15 protein-coding genes, 3 tRNA genes and 1 pseudogene are annotated in these 19,039 nt (G+C 66.1%); 5 read left to right on the top strand and 14 right to left on the bottom strand.

What is annotated here, in order from left to right; all coding sequences use genetic code 11:
- Positions 1 to 14 precede the first annotated feature (14 nt).
- On the bottom strand, positions 15 to 791 hold the full coding sequence (locus tag E3O19_RS02440; RefSeq protein WP_134565023.1) for a hypothetical protein: 777 nt from the start codon (positions 789 to 791) through the stop codon (positions 15 to 17).
- A gap of 90 nt (positions 792 to 881) precedes the next feature.
- Between E3O19_RS02440 and E3O19_RS02445 the strand changes: the two genes are divergently transcribed.
- Positions 882 to 1,577 carry a hypothetical protein gene (locus tag E3O19_RS02445; protein ID WP_134565024.1) on the top strand — a complete coding sequence of 232 codons (696 nt, stop codon included), beginning with the start codon at positions 882 to 884 and terminating at the stop codon, positions 1,575 to 1,577.
- On the opposite strand, the gene E3O19_RS02450 is transcribed toward E3O19_RS02445, so the two are convergent.
- On the bottom strand, positions 1,551 to 2,780 hold the full coding sequence (locus tag E3O19_RS02450) for a glycosyltransferase (RefSeq protein ID WP_134565025.1): 1,230 nt from the start codon (positions 2,778 to 2,780) through the stop codon (positions 1,551 to 1,553). The two genes, E3O19_RS02445 and E3O19_RS02450, sit on opposite strands and share 27 nt — an antisense overlap.
- Positions 2,777 to 3,631 carry a glycosyltransferase family 2 protein gene (locus E3O19_RS02455; protein ID WP_166804432.1) on the bottom strand — a complete coding sequence of 285 codons (855 nt, stop codon included), beginning with the start codon at positions 3,629 to 3,631 and terminating at the stop codon, positions 2,777 to 2,779. The genes E3O19_RS02450 and E3O19_RS02455 overlap by 4 nt, the downstream gene beginning before the upstream one ends.
- Before the next feature lie 130 nt (positions 3,632 to 3,761).
- Between E3O19_RS02455 and E3O19_RS02460 the strand changes: the two genes are divergently transcribed.
- Positions 3,762 to 4,670, top strand: coding sequence for a glycosyltransferase (locus E3O19_RS02460; protein WP_134565027.1), 909 nt, complete (start codon positions 3,762 to 3,764; stop codon positions 4,668 to 4,670).
- 33 nt (positions 4,671 to 4,703) lie between these two features.
- Here E3O19_RS02460 and E3O19_RS02465 read toward each other — a convergent pair whose 3' ends face one another.
- The gene (locus tag E3O19_RS02465; protein WP_166804433.1) at positions 4,704 to 5,615 is read right to left on the bottom strand and encodes a glycosyltransferase family 4 protein; all 912 of its coding nucleotides are present in this window, start codon (positions 5,613 to 5,615) and stop codon (positions 4,704 to 4,706) included.
- A gap of 351 nt (positions 5,616 to 5,966) precedes the next feature.
- Positions 5,967 to 7,568 carry a DUF4082 domain-containing protein gene (locus E3O19_RS02470; protein WP_134565029.1) on the bottom strand — a complete coding sequence of 534 codons (1,602 nt, stop codon included), beginning with the start codon at positions 7,566 to 7,568 and terminating at the stop codon, positions 5,967 to 5,969.
- 414 nt (positions 7,569 to 7,982) lie between these two features.
- Between E3O19_RS02470 and wecB the strand changes: the two genes are divergently transcribed.
- Positions 7,983 to 9,137, top strand: coding sequence for a non-hydrolyzing UDP-N-acetylglucosamine 2-epimerase (wecB, locus tag E3O19_RS02475; protein ID WP_134565030.1), 1,155 nt, complete (start codon positions 7,983 to 7,985; stop codon positions 9,135 to 9,137).
- A gap of 90 nt (positions 9,138 to 9,227) precedes the next feature.
- Here the strand turns inward: wecB and wecC are convergent, their stop codons facing one another.
- Genes wecC through E3O19_RS02490 form a run of 3 tightly spaced genes read right to left on the bottom strand, consistent with a single transcriptional unit; the run spans position 9,228 to position 12,569 of the window.
- Positions 9,228 to 10,487: a UDP-N-acetyl-D-mannosamine dehydrogenase gene (wecC, locus tag E3O19_RS02480; RefSeq protein ID WP_277613002.1), complete on the bottom strand. Its 1,260-nt coding sequence runs from the start codon at positions 10,485 to 10,487 to the stop codon at positions 9,228 to 9,230.
- Positions 10,480 to 11,346: a WecB/TagA/CpsF family glycosyltransferase gene (locus E3O19_RS02485; RefSeq protein ID WP_198413840.1), complete on the bottom strand. Its 867-nt coding sequence runs from the start codon at positions 11,344 to 11,346 to the stop codon at positions 10,480 to 10,482. Before E3O19_RS02485 ends, wecC begins: the two co-directional genes overlap by 8 nt.
- The gene (locus E3O19_RS02490; RefSeq protein WP_198413841.1) at positions 11,343 to 12,569 is read right to left on the bottom strand and encodes a hypothetical protein; all 1,227 of its coding nucleotides are present in this window, start codon (positions 12,567 to 12,569) and stop codon (positions 11,343 to 11,345) included. The genes E3O19_RS02485 and E3O19_RS02490 overlap by 4 nt, the downstream gene beginning before the upstream one ends.
- A 373-nt stretch (positions 12,570 to 12,942) precedes the next feature.
- Here E3O19_RS02490 and lhgO point away from each other — a divergent pair, with 373 nt between their 5' ends.
- Positions 12,943 to 14,136 (top strand): L-2-hydroxyglutarate oxidase, encoded by a 1,194-nt coding sequence (gene lhgO / locus E3O19_RS02495; protein ID WP_134565031.1) that lies wholly within the window; start codon positions 12,943 to 12,945, stop codon positions 14,134 to 14,136.
- A 36-nt stretch (positions 14,137 to 14,172) separates the two neighbouring features.
- Here lhgO and E3O19_RS02500 read toward each other — a convergent pair whose 3' ends face one another.
- The 6 genes from E3O19_RS02500 to E3O19_RS02525 form a co-directional block, all read right to left on the bottom strand.
- Positions 14,173 to 14,871: a hypothetical protein gene (locus tag E3O19_RS02500; protein WP_134565032.1), complete on the bottom strand. Its 699-nt coding sequence runs from the start codon at positions 14,869 to 14,871 to the stop codon at positions 14,173 to 14,175.
- A gap of 2 nt (positions 14,872 to 14,873) precedes the next feature.
- Positions 14,874 to 15,479: an acyltransferase gene (locus tag E3O19_RS02505; protein ID WP_134565033.1), complete on the bottom strand. Its 606-nt coding sequence runs from the start codon at positions 15,477 to 15,479 to the stop codon at positions 14,874 to 14,876.
- Positions 15,480 to 15,530: 51 nt separating this feature from the next.
- The gene (locus E3O19_RS02510) at positions 15,531 to 17,078 is read right to left on the bottom strand and encodes a sugar transferase (protein WP_241981142.1); all 1,548 of its coding nucleotides are present in this window, start codon (positions 17,076 to 17,078) and stop codon (positions 15,531 to 15,533) included.
- Between the two features lie 373 nt (positions 17,079 to 17,451).
- Positions 17,452 to 17,524, bottom strand: a tRNA-Phe gene (locus E3O19_RS02515).
- A 70-nt stretch (positions 17,525 to 17,594) separates the two neighbouring features.
- A tRNA-Asp gene (locus E3O19_RS02520) sits at positions 17,595 to 17,668 on the bottom strand.
- Between the two features lie 89 nt (positions 17,669 to 17,757).
- Positions 17,758 to 17,830 (bottom strand) — tRNA-Glu (locus tag E3O19_RS02525).
- A 280-nt stretch (positions 17,831 to 18,110) separates the two neighbouring features.
- Between E3O19_RS02525 and E3O19_RS02530 the strand changes: the two are divergent.
- Positions 18,111 to 19,039: pseudogene (locus E3O19_RS02530) on the top strand (M23 family peptidase); the annotation flags it as partial.

Consider the following 19,039-nt stretch of genomic DNA (forward strand, 5'->3'; position numbering starts at 1 on the left):
GGGTCACGTCGCGGTCACGTGTTTTCGCTCACCAGAGGCGAAGCCTCGGCCAGCCTCGCATCGTCAAGGGCGGCAGCATTCCCGACGGTCGTGTCCTCTGGAGTGGTCCCACTCAGGTCGGATGATTGGGGCCGCGCCGCATTTCCTCGTCGAGACCGCCTGCTGGGCTTCAGGACTGCGCGTTGCCTTCTCCCGACCCGTCGCCGGACGAGGGCGTCCACCGAGACGGCGAGCAGAAGGGTGAACACGAGACCGGCCGTGACGACCACGATCAGGGTGCGCGCGAGAGCGGAGTAGTTGGGTTCGGCGACCGTGTTGTTCGTGATGACCATCAAGCGGATCTCGGACTTGGGCAGCGCCTTGGCGGAGAGCTGAAGATCGACCATCCGGGTGTCGGCGAGGGCGAGAACGGCATTCAATGTTCGAAACGCCCCGGTCGCCGAGGTGTCCGACACGGCAACCTCGAGCACCGAACCGGACACACTGGCGTCTTTCTCCACCGTGTACTTCCCCTTCGACCCGGTGGGGATGACGCTGCGAGTCGTCTCCGAATCGCTGAGGGATTTGGCGAGGACTCCGGCCGCGACATCGAGCCCGCCCAGGTTGAGGAACGGGTTGCCGCCTTCTTCGAGGGTGCTCGTGGGGGGCAGGAGCAGGATCGAGGACTTGACGTCGTACGTCAGCGGGATGAATCGCAGTGTCAGGTAGGCCAGACCGGAGACGACGATCAATCCGGCCAGGACCACGTACCAGCGGCGGCCCATTGCACGAAGCAGTTCGGACAGCTTCACCGGCGCCCCTCCAGACTTCACCTGAATGTAAGGTTGAGTATAGGATACGCAGTCATCCTGTGGTCGTGGGACGCTGGGAGATTGGTGCGAATGACAGTCTGGGACCTGATCGCGAACGCCGGTCGGCGTTGGGTGTTCAGCCTGGGCGGGGCGCTTCTGACGGGACTGGCCCTGTTCTGGGTCGCCAACGTTCCACCGCTCTACTTCGAGCAGGTGCGCGTGGTGCTGCTGCCGCCGGCCTCCGCCCAACCGAACGCCTACGGCTATACGTCGAAGTCGTTGATCGACCTGGCCGGAGTGGTGGCCAGGGAGTTGCGGCCGCCGACCCAGGACGCACAATCCGTCTCCGGCGACGTCACCCTGGTCGGTGAGGGGATCCGGAAGGGGTTCTCGGTCACGCAGCAGAATAACGGCGGGCAATGGCAGTACCGCTTCGATGAGCCGGTGCTAGAGGTGCAGGCGGTCGGCGCGACCCCATCCGAGGTGAGAGCCCAGATCGGCACAGCTCTTGAACAGCTGGAGTCGACTCTGGCCGGTATCCAGAACTCGCATGGCGTCTCCACGGCCAATCGTGTGCGGACAACACTCAATCCCCTGCAACCCCAGCTCGTCGAGCAGAAGGGAAGCCGGGTTCGTGCGATCACGTCCATCGTTCTGACGGGGATGTTGACCACCCTGGTCCTGGTCGGGGGGTTCGGCGTCGGAGGCAATGGTTCCTTTCGCCGCCGGTCGAACCCGTCCGTTGCCGCTCGGGAAGAGTCAGCCGTCGGGGTGCCGTCTGCCTAGGTCGCCGGTCGAGACCTGTCGCTCCTTCGAGAAGAGCGCAACGAAGTCCCGGGCGCGGGCATCCCAGTTCTGGCTTGCTGCGTAGAGTCTTCGCCGCTGCGCCAACACCGGATCAGGCGTGCGGCCGAGCACCTCGAGTGTGCGTTCCGCGAATTCCTCCGGAGTAGCGCTGACGTCGACCAGGTCCTTGGGGATTCGGCTCACGCTGGGGAGGTCGCTCACAACGGCGGGCTTGCCCGCCGAGAGGTACTCGAGGGTCTTCAGGGGATCGCTGCTGCGATTGAAGTCACTGTCGGTATAAGGGGTGAGACCGACGGCAATGCGTGCCATGAAGGACGGCAGCCGGCTGAACGGTTGCGGACCGACCCACTGTACGTTGGGATGCGCCAGGAGCGCCTCCATCTTCTCCAGGTTGAATGTCGCCTGGCGAGGACCGATCAGGAGCAGCGACGCGCCCGTTCCGGCGATCTTTTCAAGTGCGTCGAGGTCGATTCGGTCCGAGAGGTGTCCGATGAATCCTGCGATCGGGTCGGGCAGGGTGACCTCGTTCGCAGGCACGGCAGACTCGACCGCGGCGAAGTGGTCGGTGTCGCAGCCGTTGGGGATGACGACGACCGCCCGAGCCTCCGGCGCCCACCGGGCGGCAAGTTGGTCGGACACCGCGACGACGACGTCGGCGCGACGGAGCTGGGCGGTCTCCCGCTTTCGCAGCCACCTCGACGACAATCCCATCAGGCTTCCGCCGGTGATCCAATCGTCGGTGCCGTACATGACCTGCAGCCCGGAGCAGGAGCCGAAGACGTCGTCGAGGGAGGCGGCTACCAGGGCCAGAACCTGCCCGCCGAGGCGGTCCACGGACCGGGCGATGGCACGCCGGGTTGCCCAGGACGCGATGACCCGCAGACCGGGCCGGCTGATGCCCGGAACGGTCAGGGGCGTGAGCCGTGCGAGGTTGGTCCCGATCATCCTGAGCCGGGGGCCGTCGGTCGACGAACGAAGCGCCGGTTTCTTCAACGGAGTGAGGAGGGAAATCGCGGGGTCGACATAGAGTACGGGGACGAGCCGCGAGAGGTGGATGGCCAGGTGCTTCTCGGAAAGCCAGGTGTCATCCCAGGACACCCCGGCCACGATCACCACGAGGCCGTCCCAGTTCTGGTTCCCGAATCCGTCGGGCGGTTGCGAGGTCCGGTTGCGCGAACTCATGCGATCCTGCTCGTTTCGTCCCGCAACCAGACGCCCTTTGCCGGCGCGCCCAGGCGCACTCGCACCCTCACCAGGGCGGTTGTGACGAGAAAGAGAGGAAGCCGGAGTGCCATCGACGGGGCGGCGGCCACGATGCGGAGCAGGTCGATCGGGCGGGTCGACGACGAGGGGGAGACGCGCCCGGCGGCGCCGAGTTCCTGGACTCCCTGCACCACCCGGATGCGCCTCTGGAGCAGTGACCGCCACGTCCGGGCCGGCCAGACCGACACCGTGGAGTCGACGGCTATGGTGCGCTCCTGCGCCTCGAACGCCTCGGAGTAGGCGAGATCGTCGGAGATGAAGTGTGGCATGCCCGCCACACGCCGGTAGCCCGACTCGGATAGCACGATGACTCCCCGCCCGAAGAGCCCGGAGCGCACCTGGGGTAGGCGTTCCCAGATGTCGTAATACCAGCGCGCCGACAGTGAGACCTGGTCCCTGACCAGGTGGCGTTCCGGCGCCGCGGCGAGGAACCCCTCCAGCGTGACGCGGCGGACGAGGGCGCGCAGCGCCCGTGCATCCAGGGAAACGTCGGCGTCGACGAAGGCCACGGGGAAATCCCGGACCATCGCGCCGCCCGCGGCCAGCGCGGCGGCCTTGGACGGCGCCGGGAGTGTGACGACCTCGACGTCCGGCCCGTGCTTCCCGGCCTCGGTCGCGCTTGCGTCGGTGCAGCCGTTGCAGACGACAATTACCCTGAATTCACCGGGGTCCGCGAGGGTCAGCAACCGCGGCAGCAGACGCGCGAGCCCGAGCTCCTCGTTGTGGGCCGGAATCACGACCGTCATCGACGGGCGCGTCTGTGGCATCATGGGATCCTCCTGAGAGTTCGCGATCAGGTTACTCGAAGCGTAGTCTGACCAGCGTGTTTTTGACTGGCGTGAGAATGCAGTGCGGCAAGACGGCGTACCCGTCTCTGTCCTGCGGAGGGGCACATTGGAAATGTCGCCAGGAACCGGCCCTCGGGTCGCCGTGATCATCGTCACCTGGAACAGTGCTGCGGTGCTCGAAGGCGCGCTACGGTCGATTCAGGCGTCAGAAGTTTCGGGCTCGATCAAGGTGATCGTGGTCGATAACGCATCGGCCGACACGTCGGTGCACGCTGCACGGGAGATCATGCCCGGGGCCGAAGTCGTGCAGATGGGACGCAACGCCGGCTACGCCGCCGGAGCGAACGCGGGCATCGACCGGGCGGATGATTGCGACGTGTTCATGTTGCTCAACCCTGATATTCGGCTTGAGCCAACCACTATCGAGACGATGCTCCGGGAAATGCGCTCGACCGGGGCCGGAATCGTCGTTCCGCGACTGGTGGACGATTCCGGCGAACTTCGTTGGTCGCTCCGACGTGAGCCGACGGCGCGCAGGGCCTGGGGAGAAGCATTGCTCGGCGGGGACAGGGCGGGACGGTTCCCAAACCTTGGAGAGGTCGAGAACCGGGAAAGCGCGTACCGCTCCGCCGGAACGGCGGACTGGGCGACCGGTGCGGCCATGCTCATCTCCCGGGACTGTGCCGAGCACGTCGGGCGTTGGGACGAGTCGTACTTTCTCTATTCGGAGGAGACCGACTTCGCTCTGCGTTCCCGAGACGCGGGTTTTGAGCTCCGCTATGTCCCCGCTGCCGTTGCCGTGCATTTCGAGGGCGAGTCCCACGACTCGCCCGCGCTCTTCGCCCTGCTGACGCGCAACAGGGTGAAGCTCTACCGTTCTCGTCACGGCGCCGGGCACACGGCCGCATTCTGGGCGGGGGTCTTCGTCGGTGAGGTACTCCGCGCTCGTCGCCCGACGCGACGCGCCGCGGCATGGGCACTGTTGGGACGCACCAGGGGGATGGCCCGGCCGGGCCCGTGACGGGGCAGGTCAGGTCATGGTCGGCGCGCGAGGTCAAGGAGCCCGATGAGGCCGCCAGGAGCCCGATGAGGCAGTCAGGAGCCCGGCCAATCGGGCGGCCAATCGGGCCGAGCTGAACTCCGCAGCCGCTGCCACTGCGGCAGCGGCGCCCATCCGTTCGGCGTTCCCGGAATCGAGCGAGTACAGGATACCGCGGGCCAGGTCCTCGACGCTTCCGGGCTCCGTGAGTAGCCCCCATTCCCCATCCCTCACGTAGTCCTCGGCGCCCGGCGTCCTGGTGAGGACGACGGGACGGCCGGTAGCCATTCCTTCGAGAACGGCCGTCATCCCTGAAACGTGCAGGTTGGGCCGGGTCGCGATCGCGACCACGGTCGTCGCGGCGTATTCCTCCCGGAGCTGGACGTGCGTCATCCGGGGCAACCTTTCGACGCCGGTCGGGACGGCTAGGTCACCGGCATACTGAACGCGCAGTCTGGCATCGGGGCGGGCGTTGTGGACCAGTTCGAGGGCGGCGAGCAGGGTGCGCGAGTCCCGGTCCACGTCGTTCCCGATTGACAAAACCGCCGACTGCGCTGGCAGGGGCCGGACGGTGAAGAAGTCCGTGTCCACGCCGAACTTCAGGAACTCGACCTGGGTCCTGCGCGCACCCAGTTCCGCCCGCAGGGGTGTCACCTGCGCTCGGCTCAGACACCAGACCAGATCCATCGGTCTGAGCATCCGCATCATGAGCCGGGCCCGGGCGCGCTCGCGGGGACTGCCGGATAACTGGTCGGTGGCCCAGATGACTCCGCAGCCGAATCTGGCACCCGAACCCTGTGCCAGCAGGCGCAGCGCTGCATGCTCGTCCCAGGCGATCGACCATTCCGGTGTCGGTGCGCGGGCGGGCTTACCGAACAGGAGCGAGAACTCCCGTCCGGTGGTCAGCGGCTCGAGCGGCGTTGCCACCAACTCGATCTCGGGCGAGGTAATTCTGTCCAGTCCGTACGGGACGGCGTCCGGTCGCTGCCCGGCCTCATGGGAACGACGCCACTCAACAAGGTCTGTTTCCGATCTAAAGCCAAACTCCACCCGCATCAGCGCCACCGTCCCGGAAATGTCGATTCACCCAGTGCTGAGACGAAGCTATCGTGCTGCGGGGCTGCCGGCCACCACCGAGGCCACAGTGGCGTTGCGCGGTCACGAACCCACGAAGACCTCCAGCAATCCTGCGAGCGGGGGTGCGCGCGATTGCGGAGGTCCTCGTGTGTTCGAACAACTGCCGCGGAATTGCGGCGGAGCTCGAGCGTTGGCGGCCTGCTACTTGCCCAGGGTCGGACCCGCGATCTTTCCATCGGCGGTGAAGACGTTACCCGTCCAGGTCGCTGATCCGACCTGGCCGATGTATGCCGACGGGCCGTAGTAGCCGACGTTGGGAGAGAACTTGGTCCAGAACCAGTTGTTGGTGTAGGTGATTCCCGAACCGCCACCCCACATGGCGTAGTTTCCGCCGGCCAGCAGGTTGTGATCCACGACGACCTTGGGTGCGACGTCAGGGAAGCCCATGGCGGCGGTCATGCCGCTGCTGCCGCCGGAGACCCAGAGTTCGACGGTGTTGTCCTTGATGAGGGCAGGAGCATAGGTGGAGTCGCCGGCCTGGCCCGGGTAGTGGAGCCCGTCGTAGTGGACGCCGCCATCGCGGAACACGAAGTCGTGCACCCAGTTCCCGACGACGTTCGCGTTGTCACCGTAAATGCTCACGCCGTCGCCGGCGATACCGTAGACGTTGTTGCGGCTGAAATCGACGAACTGACCGACGAGCTTGATGCCGTTGATCGGGTCCTGTGACCAGTCGGTGGCGGAGTTTCCTCGGATGGTGTTGTCGAGGATCTTGACCCGGTCGCCGTTGACGTGCACGGCAGCCTGGTCCCAGGACACATCGGTGGGGCCCTCGATGATGTTGCCCTGGATGGTCACGTCGCTGGCTTCAATACGCAGGCCGGCGGGGATGATCTGGTTCTTGATGACCGTGCCGGGCGTGGTGATCGTCAGCGGGCCGGTGTACTTCTGCGTCGGGTTGAAGCCCGCTGCGATCGGGCCGGTGTTGCTTGAGCCGGCGAAAGAGGCGTTGGTGCTCTGGGCGGAGACCGGGGCGGTGGTCGGTGCCGGTGCGGGCGCGGCCGTGGGTGTCGGGGCCGGGGTAGTGGAAGGCGCGGGAGCGGGTGCCGGGGTCGGAGCCGGAGCCGGAGATGTCGTCGGTGTGGGCGACGGCGACGCGGTCCCCGTCGTACCCGCGGCCGGAACGAACAGTGGGTCTACCCAGTAGCCCGAAGATCGCCAGGTCTTGGTCGGGAAGGCGCTGGACGAGCCGTAGCTGTACCGGCCGCTGTTAGTCGCATTGACCGAGAGAGACTTCGACGAAACAGCCGGGGCGTTCTGGTCGACGGTGGTGGTGTACCGGCCTCGCGGTGCGAGGTACGAGGCCACATAGTGCTTGCCCGCAGTCAGTGCAACAGGCTTGGCGAACAGTACCGTCTGCCATCCGCTTGCAGTCTCTGACGTGAATTTCGCGGTAGCCAGGCGGGTCCCCCCGCTGGTCCACAGATTGCCGACGTGGGCGCCGGAGTTTGCCGCGGTCTTCCAGAACCTCACGCCGACGACCGTTCCGGTCGCCGATGGCGAGAAGTCGGTACCGAGCTCGACGCTCGACGTGTCGCCGTCGACGACCCCGTCGCGGGGTGCAGACGTGCCCCACAGGGTTTGGGAACCTGCGGTAAGGGTTGCGCTAGCAGGCGACGGCGCGGTCAGTGCGTTCACGGGCAGGCTTGCCCCGCCAACGGCAACGGCGATGACGGCCCCGAAGATCACGGCTGCGGCCGGGAAACCCGAGCGCAGACGTGCAGGATTAGTGCGGTGTTTCATTGAAGAGCTCCAAGCGGAATTGAGGTCTGGACCCAGAAAAGTGACGTGGCACTGGTCCAAGCACTGTGGCAGAAGAGCCCCCCAAATACCCTGCCGGAGATTCCATCTTTACATCGTGCCTTTGCCAAAACCAAACCTATCCCGAAACCTGAAGCTTTCTCGAGGCCCCACTGTGAGGGTCATGCAACCCCTAAAACAGGGGGTGTGCGAATGGGCAAGTGACGAATTATCGTTACATTGACCAGCCGATTCTCTCGCCGGAATCTCTGCGTGCTGCCGCGTCCTGCGGTTGGGTATCGTCTCGGTCGGAACTCGAAAAGAATTTTTCTGTGCCGTCCAACCGTTTGGGTGTGTCGAGTCTGGCATTCGCGGTTGGCAGTGGCCAGTTCCTGGCCGGAGGGAGAGGATTGGCTCGTGAGGTCTTACCGGATTCTCGTTGTCTACGGCACCAGACCGGAGGCGATCAAACTCGCTCCGGTCATCCGCGCATTGGAGCTGTCCCGTCATCTTGAACCGATCGTTGTCGTGACAGGGCAGCACCGATCCATGCTCGACCAGGTCAATGCCCTCTTCGGCATCGTTCCGACGCATGACCTGGACCTCATCCGGGAGCGCCCCAACCTCGCGGGCATCACGGCCGGCGTCCTCCACGGACTGGGAAAGATCCTCGGCGAGGAGAAACCGGATCTTGTCGTCGTTCAGGGCGACACGACGACGGTGTTCTCCGCCGCGCTGGCATCGTTCTATGCGCAGGTCCCGGTGGCGCACGTCGAGGCCGGGTTGCGCACGGGCGACCGCTACGACCCCTTTCCGGAGGAAATCAACCGGCGGCTGACGACCGCGCTCACATCGCTCCACCTCGCGCCAACCGACACGTCACGTGCGAACCTGTTGGCAGAGGGGGTCGGCACGGACGGTATCCACATCACCGGGAACACCGTGATTGACGCCCTGCTCGACATCACCGGGCGGCGACTCCCCCCAACCAACCCCGCCCTTGTCGGGCTGGATCCGACCCGGCGCCTCGTCCTTGTGACCAGTCATCGACGCGAGAACTGGGGGGAGCCGATGGTGCGCATCTCCTGTGCCATCGCGCGAATTGCTCGAGCCTTCCCTGCCGTGGACTTCCTGCTGCCGGCTCACCTGAATCCGATAGTGCGGGAATCGTTACTGCCGGCATTGGCAGGATTGCCCAACGTCATAGTGACCGAGCCGCTGGATTACGTGGATATGGCACACGCCATGGCATCGTCGTATTTCGTGATCACGGACAGCGGTGGTGTGCAGGAGGAAGCACCGAGCCTCGGGAAGCCCGTCCTGGTGCTGCGCGACACGACGGAGCGACCGGAGGCCGTGACTGCGAAAACCGTGCTCCTCGTCGGCACCGACGAGGACCGCATCGTCGCCGCCGCGACTCGGCTCCTCATCGACCCCGCGGCCTATGACGCCATGGCGCGCGCGGTGAATCCCTACGGTGACGGCCGGGCGTCGAGCCGGATCGTTTCCGCAATCGAGAACTTCTTCGGGGAAGGCCCGCGGCCGGCGGCGTTCACTCCTGTCGCTTCCTGAACCGGATGACACCCGCGCTCTGACGAGTGGAACCTCGTCCGGCACGTCCGTGCCGACGGAATCCGGGAATCCCTGAGAGTGGTTGCAGGCTCACCGCCAGGTGCCCCGGGTGTCGAAGACGACCCTGCCCTCGAGACGTGACTTCGGGATCGTTTTGAACTGGTCGTGATCGACGAGCAACACCACGATGTCGGCCTCTTCGATCGCATCCGATGCCGACTGCATCCGCACGTTCGGACGGCCGTCAAGCTCGGGGGGAAGCTTCTGCGTGTATGGCTCGACCACGCGGATGTCCAGCTCAGGCGCGGCGTCGGCGATGGCGGCGACGACGTCCACTGCCGGGCTTTCGCGCATGTCGTCCACATTCGCCTTGAACGTCAGGCCCAGGCAGGCGACCGTGGGGTCACGGAACCGGGATGCCTTCTCGATTACGTGTTGCGCGACGTGCAGAGGCTTGGAATCGTTCACTTCGCGTGCCGTCCTGATTAACCGGGCCAGGTCGGGCGCGGCACCGACGATGAACCAGGGATCGACCGCGATGCAGTGTCCGCCGACGCCGGGACCGGGGGTGAGGATGTTTACCCGAGGATGGTGATTGGCCAGCCGGATGATCTCCCACACGTCCAGCCGCAGCCGCTCGCTGATCAGCGACAGCTCGTTCGCGAATGCAATATTCACGTCGCGGTATGCATTCTCGACCAGTTTTGCCATCTCGGCACTTGACGCATCGGTCGTGATGATCTCGCCCTGGGTAAAAACTCGGTAGAGCGACGCTGCCTTGTCGGCACAGCGCCGGGTGACGCCCCCGATCACGCGGTCGTTGGTGATCATTTCGATCATGATCCTCCCCGGCAGCACCCGCTCGGGGCAGTGTGCGACGAAGATGTCAGACATGCCGTCCGCCTCATGCGGAAGACGCAGATCAGGGCGCAGTTCGGCCAGCCATCGGCTCACCTGCTCCGTGGTCCCGGGAGGCGAGGTGGATTCGAGAACTACGAGTTCGCCGCCTTTGAGCCGAGGCGCGATCTGCGTGACGGCGCTCTGCACGTAGGAGAGGTCCGCCGCCCGGTTCTCCTGGAACGGAGTGGGGACGGCGATGATGAATGCGTCGGCCTCTGGCACGACCGTGGTTGCCGTCAGCCGACCGATGCTGACGGCACCGCTGACGGCAATGGCGAGATCCGGCTCGACGAACGGAACCCTGCCCAGGGAGACGGCGTCGACGATGGACTGGTTGATGTCGACGCCGATCACCTCGATCCCTCGCGTTGCGAGGGCCACGGCCGTTGGCAGGCCGATATAGCCGAGGCCGAGGATTGCGACCCGGCCGGAGAAGACGTCATCAATCACTGGGTTCCTCCGATTTGCGGTGTGCTGGTGAGGCAAGTCGTCCCGGTGCCAGGGGCGCTTGCCGCGTCACGGATGCAGTGGTGTAGCTGGCCGTGGGATGGATTCGTTCCCTGAGGGTGAGGGCGATGAACGCGGTGTTCGTGGACAGGTACCGCTTGAAGAGGCGCCTCGGCTCCTGGAGCAACCGATAGGCCCATTCGACGCCGAGCCGCTGCCAGGCGCGCGGGGCCCGGTGGGTGACCCCGGCCAGGATGTCGAATGATCCCCCCACGCCGTGCATGAGGGGAACGTTCAGGTCGTCGCCGAAGCGCGCCAGGAAGATTTCCTTCTTCGGCGAGGTGATTCCCAGGAAGAGCATGTCGGCCTTGCTCGCAGCGATCATCTCGGCGACCTCGCTCGATTCCTCCGCACTGAAGTAGCCGTCACGGCTGCCGGCGACGCGCAAGCCGGGGAACCGGGTGCCGACCTGATCCAGCAATGCACCCAAAACCTCAGGTCGCGCCCCGAGAAAGTACACCGACTCGGAGTTGACGTTCGCAGATTCGAGGAGGCGTTCGAAGAGGTCGATTCCGGCGATGCGTTCCGGGAGCGGGTGACCGAGGATCCGGCTCGCCCACACCACCGATTGACCATCGGCGAGGAGTACGTCCGTCTCGAGCAGTGAACCGCGCAGGAGCTCGTCCTTGCGCATCTTGACGACCTTGGCGGCGTTGACGACGCCGATGAGCAGGCGACGGCGTTCCCGGACGGCCACGTGCGCACGTTCGAGCACCTCGGCCATGGTCATCGCGTCGATCTCGAGCCCGAAAAGCGATTGCCGTGGATTGAAGCGGGCGTGGCGGGCGCCGATCGATGTCATGAAGTCTCCTCAAGCTGGTGGGTGTCGCCGAAATGCCATGCGTACAGAAGCCAGCCGAGTTCATACGGTCGGCACTCGTGGTCGATCTTGCTCGGAGGCAGGATGGCGTCCAGCCCGCGCAGGTGCCAGCCGGCGCGAAGGGAAGTCGTCAGCGCAGCGATCTTGCGGGCGGCCTTCGCCGGTTCCCGTCGACCGACCTTGCGCCAGATCTGCGAGCGACGATCCGAGACGAGTTCGTCGAGCACCTCAGGGTGCATGTCGAGCCAGTCGAGGCCCGCCACGATTTCGTCCGTGTGGTCGTCGCCACCGGCCTCGACCAGGTCGAAAAGCGCCATCGGGGCCATGCCATGTTGGTGGACGCTGTAGACGGGGTAGCCCTCAACGACGGAGCCATCCCTCGTGTCGTAGTGCCACCACCACTGGCCGGCGGTGCCTTGCAGAGCGCAAATCCTCTGGGCGGCGCGGTTCGCGCCGGCGAGTGCCTCATCGTCGCCAGTCAGGGCTGCGAACCGGGCCAGAGACTGGATCGGATAGACCTGGTCGGCGAAGCATCCCACGTGTGCCCGCCACCGCCCCAACGAGGCCGCGGGAAGCGCATGCGGGAAGATGCCGTCCGGTCCCTGGGCCGCGAGGAGCCGGTTTCGCGAATTCTGGGCGATCTCGGCTGACGGACCAGCATCTTCGCTGGACACACGCAGGGACGCGACGGCCGCGGCGAGCATCCAGCTGGCGACCACCGTGGGCAGCGGGCGGGAGGAGGCGAGTTCCGCGGCCAGCCGGGAGAGCAGCGTGAGATCGGGCGATCCGGCGACCTCGGCCGCTGCCCAGGCCGTGAGGGCGACGGCGCCGAGGTCGGTCGATTCCCTCGCGTGTTCCCGGACCACCGACACGAGTTCACTGAGCGGGTGCGCTTGGAGGACCTCAGCCTGGTCCGGCCGCGGACGCGTCGCCAAGCCGAGGGCAACGATCGCGGCGTAGCGGAGATTGGTGCCCTCCGGCACGAGCTCGATCTGCCGTCGGCCGCGAACGGCGCGAACGGTTTGCGCGAATTCGGCGGTATCGGGGATGAAGGCTGCAGGCAGCCCGCGAATCGCGAGGGAAACGAGGTCAGCAACTCGCGTGTCGATCGCAGAACGCCGCGGGGAGGTGTCGCCGCTGCCGTCGTCGGGTGGCGAAGGCGTGCCGGTGGCCGCAGCCCCGCCCGCCGATTGTGAACCGCTCATGGCTCCACCGCGGTGTCGCGCGGGACACTGAACTGTTCTCCGGTCCGGACGTTGAGGGGTCGTTTGGGTCGTCGACAGAGTGTTTTCGGGTTCACGTCGTCATCGCCTGCATTTCGGGTTACAGGTGTTGCATCGGGTAAGTACTCCGCGGGTGACGGAGGTGACGCCACGCCCCAGGGAGCGCAGCCGGGACCGGTCTAGGTCGGCCAAGGAACTATTTCCTGACTGTAGCGCGAGCGGCCAGCGGCGCCTGACCCCAAATGGGGGGTATTAATGGGTTTCGGCAACCGTGCCCTCCCGCCTCACTTGGTGGCATGATGTCTCTTCAGCCGCGACACCCGAAGCGCCGCCGCCCAACCCGTGAGGGGAATCCATGGCACGAGCATCCGTCACCGTGATCGGCGGGGGGATCCTGGGACTGGCGGTCGCGGAACGACTCTCGCGCAGCGGGACCGCCGTGACTCTGCTCGAGAAGGAACCAGGCTGGGCAGCCCACCAGACCGGCCATAATTCCGGCGTCGTCCACGCCGGACCGTACTATCTGGCCGGATCGCTCAAGGCGCGCCTGTGCACGGCAGGCAACCGGTCGATGGCCGAGTTCGCGCTCGAAAACGGGATCCCATACAAACGGTGCGGGAAGCTGATCGTCGCCGTCGACCGGGAGGAAGTCCCCCGCCTGGACGCCCTGCACGAGCGGGCAATGGCCAACGGCGTGCTCACGCGGGTGCTGTCGTCGGAGGAGACGCTCGACTTCGAACCGCACGTCAGGGCAGTGAAGGCGCTCCGGGTCGAGGCCACCGGAATCATCGACTACGGCGGGGTGAGCCGCGTTCTTGCCCGGAAGGCAGCGGAAAATGGGGCTCGGCTCCTGCTCGGCGCCCGCGTGGAGAGCATCCGGGTCGACGGGAGCGGAGTGACCGTCGGCCACGCCGGCGGCAGCGTGAGTTCCGGGCTGCTCATCAATTGCGCCGGCCTCCAGGCGGACCGCATTGCGGCCCTCGCCGGAGTCACCCCGGAGGTCCGCATTGTGCCCTTCCGCGGTGAGTACTATGAACTCGTTCCCGAACAGCGCGCCCTGGTCAGAGGCCTCATCTATCCGGTCCCCGACCCGGCGCTGCCGTTCCTCGGGGTGCACCTCACCCGGATGATCGACGGGTCCGTCCACGCCGGGCCGAACGCCGTGCTCGCCCTCTCCCGGGAGGGGTACGACTGGCGCACGGTCAACCTGCGCGATTCGATCGACGCGATCAGCTACCCGGGGTTTCTTCGGATGGCAAGTCGCCATATCAGGACTGGGGTCGGTGAGGTGGCTCGCTCCTTCTCCCAGCGACTGTTCGCCCGCAGTCTCGCCAGGCTGGTTCCCGAGATCGGGCGCGGCGATATCGTGCGGGCGGGCGCGGGAGTGAGGGCGCAGGCCGTTCGCCGCAATGGCGCCCTCGCCGATGACTTCGTCATCCAGCGAGCGCCCAGGCAGGTCCATGTGCTCAACGCGCCTTCGCCCGCAGCAACCAGTGCCCTCGAAATTGCCCGGCACATCGCCGCGATTGTCGACGGCGTGGATTACTGAACCGGACCCGATTCGAGCTTCGGGTCGTGGCCAGGCCTAGGCGGAGAAGGAGCCGAAGACCACGTAGCGACAACCTCCGTCGATCGTTGTCGCGGTGAGCGTGACCGTGTTATCTCCCCGAGTGAAGGCGAGCGCCGAGGACCCGTCAAGGGCCGGTGCCGGTGTGTCGAACAGGCCGAATCCCGCCAGGGCGGTTCGGTAGAAATCCATCACCTCGACGACGGAGAGGGTCGTCTGCGCCGTCAGGGCGGCCTGCAAGCGGGAGCCTTCGGCCGCAACTGAGCTCGTCGCGACGGAGGAATGCGGCGCCTCGGGGATGACGCGGGTCGGGAACCCGGCCACGATCGAACCGACGGCGCTGGACGTGTCCGGTAGGGGCATCGTCACGAGGGTCGCCAGGGGCTTCGAACCAGGCAGTGTTCCAGGCCCCTGGTCTGGGGCGACCGGATCCGCCTCGCGCACTTCGGTGGGTTCCCTGGGTGACGGAACGGTGGCCGATGGCGGTCCCTGCTTCGGTGCCGGTGCCGGTGCCGGTGCCGGAGCCGGAGCGGCGCTCGGCCGGCTCGTTGCCGGGGGCTGCGGACTCGTCGTCGCCGACAGCGGGCGACCGGCAGTGGATCCGGGCGCTGCCGCGGGGGCGGTCCGGCTATCGGAGTGTTGGAGGACGAGCGCCCCGGTCACGGCGACGATGGCGGCGGCGGCGGCGGCAATGCCGGTGAGGAGTCTGCGGCGCATGGTCAGCTCTCCGTGGAGGCCGGCGCGAGTCGGCCGTCCACCTCTCGATAGGTGGTGCCGGTGGAGGGGCATCGGTACAGGTCCCCGGTTCGCACGAGCGGGATTCCCGCCGTGCCGACCCAGCCGACCTGACGTGCGGGAACACCGGCCACAATGGCGTGGTCGGGGACGTCCCGGGTCACGACGGCGCCGGCCGCGACCAGCGCCCAGCGCCCGATCCTGACCGGCGCGATACAGACGGCACGCGCGCCGATCGACGCACCAGTGGCGACCGTCACCCCGACCGCGTGCCAGTCATCGGCGCTCTTGAGCGACCCGTCGGGATTGATCGCCCGGGGGAATTCATCATTGGTCAAGACGACGGCCGGGCCGATGAAGACCCCGTCCTCGAGCACGGCCGGCTCATAGAGGAGCGCGTAGTTCTGCACCTTGCAGTTGGAGCCGAGGATGACGCCGGGACCGATGTACGCACCGCGGCCCAGGGTGCATCCGCGGCCGACGGTGGCATACTCCCTCACTTGGGCCAGATGCCAGATGGTCGTGCCGTCACCGATCGTCGCGAGCGGGTCCACGTCCGCCGTGGCGGCAATGCGACTTTCCTGAATCATCCGGGATTTCCCAACGAGTTGATCAGACATTCGACCTCACCGACCTTGCCACTAGTACGCGCCGGACGGGTGGGTGAGTACGCGAACTGTTCGCCACAGGATCATGAGGTCCCCGGTCAGCGACCAGTTCTCGACATAGTAGAGATCGAGGCGCACGCTCTCGTCCCAGTCAAGATCCGACCGCCCGTTGACCTGCCACATGCCGGTGAGTCCCGGCTTGATGTAGAGCCGCCGGTGCACGTGCCGTTCATAGCAATCCACCTCGGTCGGGAGCGGTGGGCGGGGACCGACCAGGCTCATGTCGCCGACCAGGACGTTCCAGAGCTGGGGCAGCTCATCGAGCGAGTACCTGCGGAGAATCCGGCCCACTTTGGTCACCCGCGGATCATTGTGGATCTTGAACAGCACACCGGAACCCTCATTCTTGTCGCGCAGTCCCGCGAGGTCCGTTTCCGCCGTCTGGACCATCGAGCGGAACTTGAGCATCTGGAAGGTCTGCTGGTTCCTCCCACAGCGTTCCTGCCGGAAGAGCGCCGGGCCGGGGGTGTCGGCCTTCACGACGATCGCGATCACCGCCAGCAGAGGAGCGATCAGGATGAGGCCTGCGCCGGAGGCAACCACGTCAAGGGTTCGCTTGAGCACGTGCTTCGTGCCCTCGAAGTGCGGAATCTCCACATGGATGAGTGGGAGGCCCTCGACCGGGCGGAAGTGAATTCGGGGGCCGGCAACATCCGTCAACCGGCTGGAGAGCACCAGCTCCGCCGAGGTCCCCTCGAGGTCCCAGCCGAGGTTTCTAATGAAGGTGCTGCCGCCGCGGGGATGTCCGGCCACGATGACCGCGTCGACCCCCATGGACGCCACCGCGGCCGCCGCATGGTCGGCGTCGGCCACGACGGGAATCCGATTGCCGCGGGAGAGGATGCCCGTCGTGTCGCCGTCCTCGAGGGCCACACCCACCACGTGGTACGCCGCGCCGGACTTCTCGGCGATCTGGCGCACGACGTATTCCACGTCGTCCCTGCTGCCGACCACGATGACCCGGGACAGGTAGTGCCCGAAGTGACGTTGGTGGAGAAGCCACTTTCGCCAGAGCCATCGCTCGACCGTGAGCCCGGCAACACCCAGAGGCAGGGCGAAGACGAAGAAGCTCCGGGCGACCTCGATCTGGAAGACCAGGAAAGCGATCGCGAGCAGGCCGAAGGCCAGGGCGCTCGCGTTGACCACCTGGCGGTACTCGGTTGCTCCCACCCCGATCACCCGGGAATCACGCGTGTGGTAAGCGCCGAGGGTGATGATCCAGATCGACACGACCATCACGGCGACGATCCAATAGTCGATCCGGAAGGCGCCGACCGCAACGACGGCCGTTTCGGTGCCGAACCGCGCGACGAAGGCAATGCCCACCGCTATCACGATGATGCTGATGTCGCTGATTCTCAGCTTGGACCGGTACCTCCTGGCCCAGACCAGGCCCGACGACTGCGAGTCCGCAAAGACCTCCCGCACCGGGGTCTCCATCGCGTCGATGAGCCTCAGTCGGGCGCGTTGCGCGATGGCTGACACGCCGGCCGCCGGCAGATGCGTTTTGGCGTTGGTCATCGCGAGTTCACCTCCGGTGGGAGGAGGCGCGACAAGCGACCATTCGGATGTCGGTTGCCGGCTTGGGTGGAGTCGGGTTTCTTTTTGGGTCGACAAAGAAGTCGACACGTCAAGGACGTGATCACGGGCATTCCTGCATTTCGGGTTTACAGGTTCTGTGTCGGGTCGCGACGGGCGAGCGGTCTAGGGAGGCCGAGCATCCGAAGCGGCAGGTAGTCGATCAATCCTCAACTACTCACACCGAGACCATACCCCCATTCGGGGACCCGGTGCTGTGACCAAATCGGGGGGTAGCGCCGGCGGAAGATTCCGGGCCGGATTGCGCTTAAATGCAAGAAGACCACCCCAGTAGAAGCCTGGGAGTGGTCTTCAGTGGCCCCGACGGGCGTCGATCCCGTGACCTCTCGATTTTCAGTCGAACGCTCTACCAACTGAGCTACAGGGCCAGAAAGAAACCTCGCGAAGTCGCTTTCCAAGGAAAAAAACCCTCTCTTCCGAAAGGGCTTATTGCCTTTGCGACCCTGACCGGACTTGAACCGGCGACCTCCGCCGTGACAGGGCGGCGCGCTAACCAACTGCGCTACAGGGCCTCGTGATGAGAACCATTCCATATTCTATTGTGTGTTTTGCCTGCCGTAACTCGCACATAAGTCTTGCACATATTTCGAAACGACCTGCGTAGCCCCAACGGGATTCGAACCCGTGTTAACGCCGTGAAAGGGCGCCGTCCTAGGCCGCTAAACGATGGGGCCGAGACGCCATAAACAGCATGGCTTCCGACGCATAAGCATACGGTCAGGTTGCGACAAATCCCAAATCGAGTCCGGAACGCCGTAGCGCGGGTGTTTCCCGCCGCCTCACTGCCAGGAGTCGCGGCCAGGAGGCAGACCCCGGCTCGCCCGGGAATGGCCGGGCCGCGGCCCGTTTCCCGGGTTAGATTCGGCAGGATGCTGGGTGATTCTGCCTGAAGTTGTTACTGTGAAAAGAGTTAACACAGTTACGCATGTGTTTAACGAGCCCGATCGGGGAGTAATGAAGCGCACGGCACACGTACACGGTCGCACTGTCCTGGAGTGGCTGGGGGGTCTCCGGCCCCAATCCGGCGTACCTGGTTCCGGCACCCATGGTTCCGGCGCCCGCGGCCGGCGCCGGTCCCTGGCGGCGACCGGTTTCCTGGCGACGCTCACCCTCTTCGCGAGCCTCGCCGTTCCGGCCGGGTCGGCGCAGGCCGTCGACTACCCGACCTGGCAGGACCTTCAGAACGCGAAGTCCAACACCGCCGCTGCAGCCGGCAAGGTGGCACAGATCCAGGAAATGATCGCGAACCTCACGGTGCAGGTGGCGCAGACGCAGGCCGAATCCGAGAAACGCGGCGCCGAGCTCCAGGTCGCCCAGGACAAGTTGGACGAGGCCGCGCGCCGCGCGACCGACCTTCAGGCGCAGGCGGACGCCGGCAAGGCCACCGCCGAGGCGGCCACCCGGCAGGCCGGCCAGCTGGCCGCCCAGCTCTATCGCACCGGCGGCACCGATCTCAGCGTCAACCTGTTCCTCGACGGCCAGGCCGCCGGCAAGAGCGCCGATGCGCTGTTGTCGAAGCTCGGCAGAATGAGCAAGCTCGTCGAGCGCAGCTCCGACGTCTACGACCAGGCGCAGACGGCGCGCAACACCGCCCAGGCGCTCGGCGACCAGGCGAAGATCGCCCAGGCCGAGCGTGAGGCGCTCCGGGTCGCGGCCGAGGCGGCCCTGGTCGCGGCAAAGGCCGCGGCCGATGCGGCAGCGAACGCGCTGACCGAGTCCCAGGCCAAGAGCGTCGAGCTCGATGCCCAACTCAAGTTCATGCAGGACGCCCAGGCCACCACCACGGCCGGCTATGAAGCCGGGGTCGCCGAACGCGCGCGCCTCGCAGCCATCGAGGCTGAGCGGGCCCGCGCGGCTGCCGCGGCGGCTGCGGCGGCTGCAGC

Source organism: Cryobacterium algoritolerans (genome assembly GCF_004402785.1).
Lineage (GTDB): Bacteria > Actinomycetota > Actinomycetes > Actinomycetales > Microbacteriaceae > Cryobacterium > Cryobacterium algoritolerans.